The sequence below is a fragment of the Devosia sp. genome, from assembly GCF_041917035.1.
Taxonomy (GTDB): Bacteria; Pseudomonadota; Alphaproteobacteria; order Rhizobiales; family Devosiaceae; genus Devosia_A.
This window is the reverse complement of sequence record NZ_JAYRYM010000221.1, coordinates 1-6,291: the sequence shown is the minus strand read 5'-3', so window position 1 is coordinate 6,291 and position 6,291 is coordinate 1. Positions and strand designations below refer to the sequence as shown.

Annotated in this window: 7 protein-coding genes and 1 tRNA gene; 6 read left to right on the top strand and 2 right to left on the bottom strand. The window is 66.9% G+C overall.

The genetic code is table 11. From position 1 onward, the window contains the following. From ACE3TU_RS17670 to ACE3TU_RS17645, 6 genes are all read left to right on the top strand, one after another. The coding region (locus ACE3TU_RS17670; protein ID WP_374626580.1) for an extracellular solute-binding protein at positions 1-691 on the top strand (691 nt) is incomplete at its 5' end. Between the two features lie 59 nt (positions 692-750). Beyond that, positions 751-1,596 (top strand): carbohydrate ABC transporter permease, encoded by an 846-nt coding sequence (locus ACE3TU_RS17665; protein ID WP_374626578.1) that lies wholly within the window; start codon positions 751-753, stop codon positions 1,594-1,596. Further along, positions 1,593-2,447, top strand: coding sequence for a carbohydrate ABC transporter permease (locus ACE3TU_RS17660; protein WP_374626576.1), 855 nt, complete (start codon positions 1,593-1,595; stop codon positions 2,445-2,447). The genes ACE3TU_RS17665 and ACE3TU_RS17660 overlap by 4 nt, the downstream gene beginning before the upstream one ends. Before the next feature lie 9 nt (positions 2,448-2,456). Next, on the top strand, positions 2,457-3,500 hold the full coding sequence (locus tag ACE3TU_RS17655; RefSeq protein ID WP_374626575.1) for an ABC transporter ATP-binding protein: 1,044 nt from the start codon (positions 2,457-2,459) through the stop codon (positions 3,498-3,500). Between the two features lie 26 nt (positions 3,501-3,526). Beyond that, positions 3,527-4,801 carry a trehalase family glycosidase gene (locus tag ACE3TU_RS17650; RefSeq protein ID WP_374626573.1) on the top strand — a complete coding sequence of 425 codons (1,275 nt, stop codon included), beginning with the start codon at positions 3,527-3,529 and terminating at the stop codon, positions 4,799-4,801. Further along, positions 4,798-5,496: a PIG-L deacetylase family protein gene (locus ACE3TU_RS17645; protein WP_374626571.1), complete on the top strand. Its 699-nt coding sequence runs from the start codon at positions 4,798-4,800 to the stop codon at positions 5,494-5,496. Before ACE3TU_RS17650 ends, ACE3TU_RS17645 begins: the two co-directional genes overlap by 4 nt. Positions 5,497-5,735: 239 nt before the next feature. On the opposite strand, the gene ACE3TU_RS17640 is transcribed toward ACE3TU_RS17645, so the two are convergent. Both ACE3TU_RS17640 and ACE3TU_RS17635 read right to left on the bottom strand, forming a co-directional pair. Next, positions 5,736-5,825, bottom strand: a tRNA-Ser gene (locus ACE3TU_RS17640). A 50-nt stretch (positions 5,826-5,875) separates the two neighbouring features. Next, the coding region (locus ACE3TU_RS17635) for a zinc-binding dehydrogenase (RefSeq protein ID WP_374626569.1) at positions 5,876-6,291 on the bottom strand (416 nt) is incomplete at its 5' end.

Below are 6,291 nucleotides of genomic sequence, written 5' to 3'. Positions count from 1 at the left end.
TCCTGCTGCCGGCCTATACCGGTTCGACGTGACCAAGTTCCGCTCGGCCGAAGCCGAGACGGCCTGGACGTCGTTCAAGACCCTCTGGCAGTACACCAATCCGGCTTCGACCACCTACGATTTCATGCAGGAGCCGCTGCTCACCGGCGATGTCTGGATCGCCTTCGACCACATCGCGCGTCTGGGTGAGGCGTTCAACCAGAGGCCCGACGACTTCGTCGCCTTTCCGGCTCCGGCCGGTCCCAAGGGCCGCGCCTTCATGCCGGTTCTGGCCGGGATCGCGGTGCCGTCGACGGCGCCTGATGCCGCCAAGGCGAAGGAACTCGTGGCCTACATGATGCAGCCTGCCCAGCAGGTTGCAACGTTGATCGCCACCAACTTCTTCCCGACCACCGACGCGCCCCTGCCGGCCGATCTGCCCAACGCCGCCAGGGCCCTTGGGCCGGCCGTTACCGCGATGACCAGCGCCCCCGATGCCCTGCCGGCTCTGCTGCCGATCGGGCTCGGCGACAAGGGCGGACTGTTCAATCAGGTCTACGTGGACACGTTCGAACGCGCCGTGCTTGCCGGACAGGACCTCCGCCAGGTGCTCGATCAGCAGGCCGAAGCGCTGCGGGCTGTGATGAACGAGGCCGGTGCGCCGTGCTGGCTGCCCGATGCGCCCTCGCAGGGGGCCTGCCCGGTCGACTGATCCTCCCCCCGCCGTCCGGGGCCTCGGCTCCGGACGGTGCCACTCCCGAGGGACGAGCAATGAACCAGCGGTACCTGCCCTATCTTCTGCTGGCTCCGGCCACGCTGTTCCTGTTCGTCTTCTTCCTCTACCCCTTCGCGCAGATAGCGGTGCAGGCGTTCACCACCGAGGGTGGCCTGACGCTCAGGCATTTCCAGACCATGGCCGGTAACTGGAAGTTCTGGCCGACCTTCTGGAACACCGTGATCCTCGCCGCCATCGTGGTGCCGCTGCAGCTCGCCATGGCGCTGAGCATGGCATCGATCGTTGCCAGGCTGCAGACCGGTCGCAGCGCCATTCTCTACATCTTCTCCATCCCCCTCGGCCTCTCCGATCTGGCCGCCGGCATCATCTGGCTGGCGATCTTCGAGCAATCGGGCTTCCTCAACTCGATGCTGGTGGGGCTCGGCGTCATCGCCAAGCCGATCCTGTACCTGGGCTACCAGAACGTGTGGGTGATCTTCGTCGCGGTGATCCTCGCCGAGCTGTGGCGCGCAACCGCCATTGTCATGGTCATCCTCGTCTCGGGCATGGGGCTGATCCCCAAGGAGTACTACGAGGCGGCCGAAGTCTTCGGCGCCGGGCCATGGAAGCGGTTCCTCACGGTGACGCTGCCCATGCTGCGGCCAAGCATCCAGACCGCGCTGATCCTGCGCACCATCGCCGCCTTCGAGGTATTTGCCGTCGTCGTCGCACTGGGCGGTACCACCCTGCCCGTGCTGACGGGCGAGACCTTCAATTGGCAGTTCGCGCTCCAGGACAAGAGCGTCGCAGCCGCCTATGCCCTGGTGATCCTCGCCATTTCCATCGCCGCGACGCTGATGTTCCTGCGCCTGCTGCGCACGCCGAAGGGGGCGACGCCATGACCTCGAAGGCGGCAGTACCGGCCGACTCGCCCAGGCCGGTCTCGGACATCACCGGTGTGGGGCGTTTTCTCTTCGTCGCCAGCATCCTGGTGCTCTGTGCCTGGGTGCTGGTGCCGATCTATCTGCTCTTCGTCAACACGCTGTCCGCGCCGCAGGAGGTCACGGCCTTCCCCAAGACCGGGATTCCATCTTTCGACCTCGGCTCGGTACAGTTCTTCCTCGGTTTTGCCGGGGTCCTGGGGGCGTTGTGGAACTCGCTGCTTGTCGCTCTCCTGACCATGGCGCTCTCCATCGGCATCGGCGCGCCTGCCGGCTATGCGCTGAGCCGGTTCGATTTCCCGGGCAAGTCGGCGTTCCGCATGCTGGTGCTGATGACGCGGGCCTTCCCCTTGCCATTGCTGGCTCTGCCGATCGCCGTGATGTTCATCCGCATCGGGCTTGACGATACGCCGGTGGGCCTCGCACTGGTCCACACCACGCTTGCCATTCCGTTCTCGGTCCTCATCACCTTCTCGATCTTCTCGGGCATTCCGCTCGAGCTCGAAGAGGCGGCCTGGACCCTGGGCTGCAATCGCCTGCAGGCGTTCCACAAGGTCGTGCTGCCGCTGGTGCTGCCAGGCCTTACCGCGTCGGCCGTGTTCGCCTTCACCATTTCGTGGAACGAGGTCTTCGCTGCGGCGGTCCTGACGGTGCAGAACCGCACGCTGCCGGCCTTCCTGCTGCAGAGCCTCTCGGTGTCGCCGATGCATCTGCGCTTTGCCGGTGGCGCAGCGCTGGTCATTCCGGCGCTCGTCTTCATCTTCGCCGTCCGAAAGTACCTGTTTGCGATGTGGGGCATCGCCAACCGTTAGGAGCCTGCCGTGGCCGAGATCGCCATCAAGAGCGTTGCCAAGAGCTTCGGGGCCTTCCGTGCCCTCCAGTCGATCGATCTGACGATTGCCGACCAGGAGTTCATGGTGCTGCTCGGCGCTTCGGGTTGCGGCAAGACCACTCTGCTCAGGATCATCGCCGGTCTCGAGACCCCGACTGAGGGCGAAGTGTGGATCGGTGGGCGCCGCGTCGACCGGTTGCCGCCACGCGAGCGCGGCATCGCCATGGTGTTCCAGAACTACGCGGTCTTTCCGCACCTCACCGTCTTCGAGAACATCGCGTTCGGGCTGCGCATGAAGAAGTTGCCGCAGGCAGAGGTGGTGCGCCGGGTCAATGGCACCGCTGAACTGATGCATATCGAACAGCTGCTCAAGCGCTACTCGGGACAGCTGTCGGGTGGGCAGCGGCAACGGGTCGCTGTGGCACGGGCGCTCGCCATGGAGCCCGACGTCATCCTGATGGACGAGCCGCTCTCCAATCTCGACGCGCTGCTGCGCCTCGAGATGCGGGCCGAGCTCAAGGGCGTCCTCGCCGGATCGAAGACCACGACCGTCTACGTGACGCACGACCAGGTCGAGGCGATGTCGCTGGCCGACCGGATCTCGGTGATGAATGGCGGGCGCATCGTGCAGGCCGCCTCGCCGGTCGAGGTTTACCGCAATCCGGCGGCGCGGTTCGTCGGCAGCTTCATCGGCAGCCCGCCGATGAACTTCCTGCCCGCGACACGGGCGAGCGATGGCCGCTACCAGGTGGCCGGCCTGTCGCTCCCCGGCCCGGCGGGCGTTGGCCAACTGCTCGAGTTTGCCATCCGTCCCGAAGACCTCTCGATGGCGCCGGGCGGGCTGAGTGCCGTAGCGCGCGTCGTCGAGCCGCTGGGCGCCCATACTCTGGTGACCACCGAGGTCGATGGGGCTCTGTTCCGGGCCGTGCTCGACAGCGATGTCAGGATCAGCCCCGGCGACGAACTCAGCCTGCTTCCCAAGCCAGACCGCGTCCGGTGGTTCCACCCCGAAAGCGGCAACGCCGTCGTTTGACCTCAAGAGATATCGAGGACACATCCATGACACCCGAAACCGAGAAGATCTACGACCGCGCTCTCGAGGTCCTCAGGGAAAACGACCGGGGCAGCTACACCGTCCCAACCAAGGGACTCTATCCCTTCCAGTGGAACTGGGACTCGTGCCTCACCGCGCTGGGGCAGTCGCACTACGACGAGGCCCGGGCGTGGACCGAAATCGAGACGCTGCTGGCGCACCAGTGGCCCGATGGGATGGTCCCGCACATCGTGTTCCATGCCCATTCGGATGGCTATTTCCCCGGACCGGACGTCTGGGGCACCGACCGCCCGGTCGCGACCTCCGGCATCACCCAGCCTCCGGTCGCCGGTTTCGCCGTCAGGCGGCTCTTCGATCGCGCCCGCGACCGGGAGGCGGCGGCACAGCGAGCGCGGGCGCTGCTCCCCAGGGTCGATGCCTGGCACCGGTGGTTCTACGAGAAGCGGGATCCGTCGGGCGAGGGACTTGCGGCCATTCTGCATCCCTGGGAATCCGGGCGCGACAACTCGATCGACTGGGACGAAGCCTTCGATCGCGTCCCCACCGACGGCGTCGCCCCCTATGTGCGGCGTGACACCCAGCATGCCGATCCCGCCCATCGCCCGACCAAGGCGCAGTACGACCGCTACCTGTGGCTGGTGCAGCTTTTCCGCTCGCTCGGCTGGGACAATGCGCGGCTGCACGATGCCTCGCCTTTCAGGGTCGTCGACCCCGGCTTCAATGCCATCCTGATCCGCTCCGCCACCGACCTCGCAGCGCTCGCCGACGAACTGGGCGAACACGAGATCGCCGAGGCCAACCGGGCGCGTGCCGCGCGCGGGCTGGCGGCACTCGAGAGCCTCTGGAGTGCCCGGCACGGCCAGTATCTCTGTCGCGACCGGGTCACCGGCCAACTCATCGAAAGCGCCTCGATCGGGGGCATCCTGCCGGTCTTTTCCGCGGTGCCGCGCCAGCGGGCGCAGGACGTGGCGCGGACCATCGAGCGCTGGGCCGAACGGGTCCGCTTTATCGTTCCCTCGCACGATCCGTTCGATCCGCGCTTCGAGCCCAAGCGCTACTGGCGCGCGCCCGCATGGCTGGTGATGAACTACATGATCCAGGACGGGCTGCGCGCGGTCGGCGAGACTGCCGTCGCCGACCACATCGTTCGTTCCAGCCTCGAACTCATCACCCACTCCGGCTTCGCCGAGTACTATGATCCCCTGACCGGCGAGCCGTGCGGGGGCGGCCGCTTCACCTGGACGGCTGCGATGGTCATCGAGTTCCTGGAGGCGGCATGAAGCTCCTCGCCATCGGCGCCCATCCCGACGATCTCGAGATCTACATGTTCGGGACGCTGGCAGCGGCATGCGCGCGGGGTGACGAGGTGCACCTGGTGGTCGCGACCGACGGGGCGGGTGGCGGCGCCTTGCCGCCCGCCGAGCTTCGCCGTGTCCGCCGCGAGGAAGCCACGGCCGCTGCCGCCACACTCGGCACGACCCCGACCTTCCTCGACTTTCCCGATGGGGCGCTGGTGGCCGATGCCCGCCTCGTTGACGCGCTGGCGCAGGTCGTTCGCGACAGCGCGGCCGACCTCGTTTTGACCCATGCTCCCAATGACTACCATCGCGACCATCGCGTCCTCAGCGACGCGATCCGCATCGCGGCCAGTTTTGCCGCGCCGGTTGCGTGGGCCGACACGCTGATGGGCACGGGCTTTCTGCCGACGCATCTGGTCGACGTCTCCTCGCACTTCGAAGCGAAGCGCCGTGCCATCCGCGCTCACGCCTCTCAGGAGCCCGAACGCTTCGTCGCCATGGCTGAGCAGCTCAACGGCTTCCGCTCGGCGCAGGCCAATGCGCCCGCCGGCTTCGCCGAGGCCTACCGCTTCGAGCCGAGCTACCCGTTCGTGGACATCCGCGACCTGCTGCCGCCACCCCCGAAAGTCCGCCCCGTGACCGACCGCCGCCGGGGAACGCCCCCGGTCGGTGGCTGAGGTGGTCGGCGACGGATACCGAAGACGATCCGGCTCCGCCGCTCCTGGCGTTCTCGCTCACCGGCGGCGCCGATCAGGCGCTGATCGACATCGACGCAGCAACCGGCGAAACAGTCTTCCGACATATAGCAGTTGACCGATGGCTTCGTCGGCACGCGCACCGGCCTGATTGCCCTGTCGCCCCTCGACCTGGTCGAGCAGCCACAATATCAATTATTTCAATGACACAATTGGGTTTTTGGCGGGCAGGGAGGGATTCGAACCCCCGGGACGCTTGCACGTCCGCCGGTTTTCAAGACCGGAGCAATCGACCGCTCTGCCACCTGCCCGACGCGACAGGCTTTACCCGCGCCGCGCCGTCCGGGCAAGTCGTGTCGCCTTAGGGGATGAGCACGGTCGAGCCGGTGGTCTCGCGGGCTTCGAGCGCGCGGTTGGCCTCGGCAACCTCCGACAGCGGCCGCACCCGGTCGATCGCCACCCGGATCTTGCCGCTCGCCAGCATCTCGAACAGTGCCGCGGCCGCCGTCCGGATGTCGTCGGCGGTGCGGAAATAGGCCGCGCCTGTCGGGCGGGTCAGGAACAGCGACCCCTTCTCGGCCAGAATCCCCAGTCTGGGGATCGACACCGGGCCGGAAGCATTGCCGAAGCTGACCATCAGCCCGCGCGGTCTCAGGCAGTCGAGCGAGGCCTCGAACGTCGCCTTGCCGACACCGTCATAGACCACGTCGACCCCCCTGCCCGCGGTGAATTCCCGCACGCGGGCGACAAGCTCGTCGGTGCGGTAGTTGATGGCGA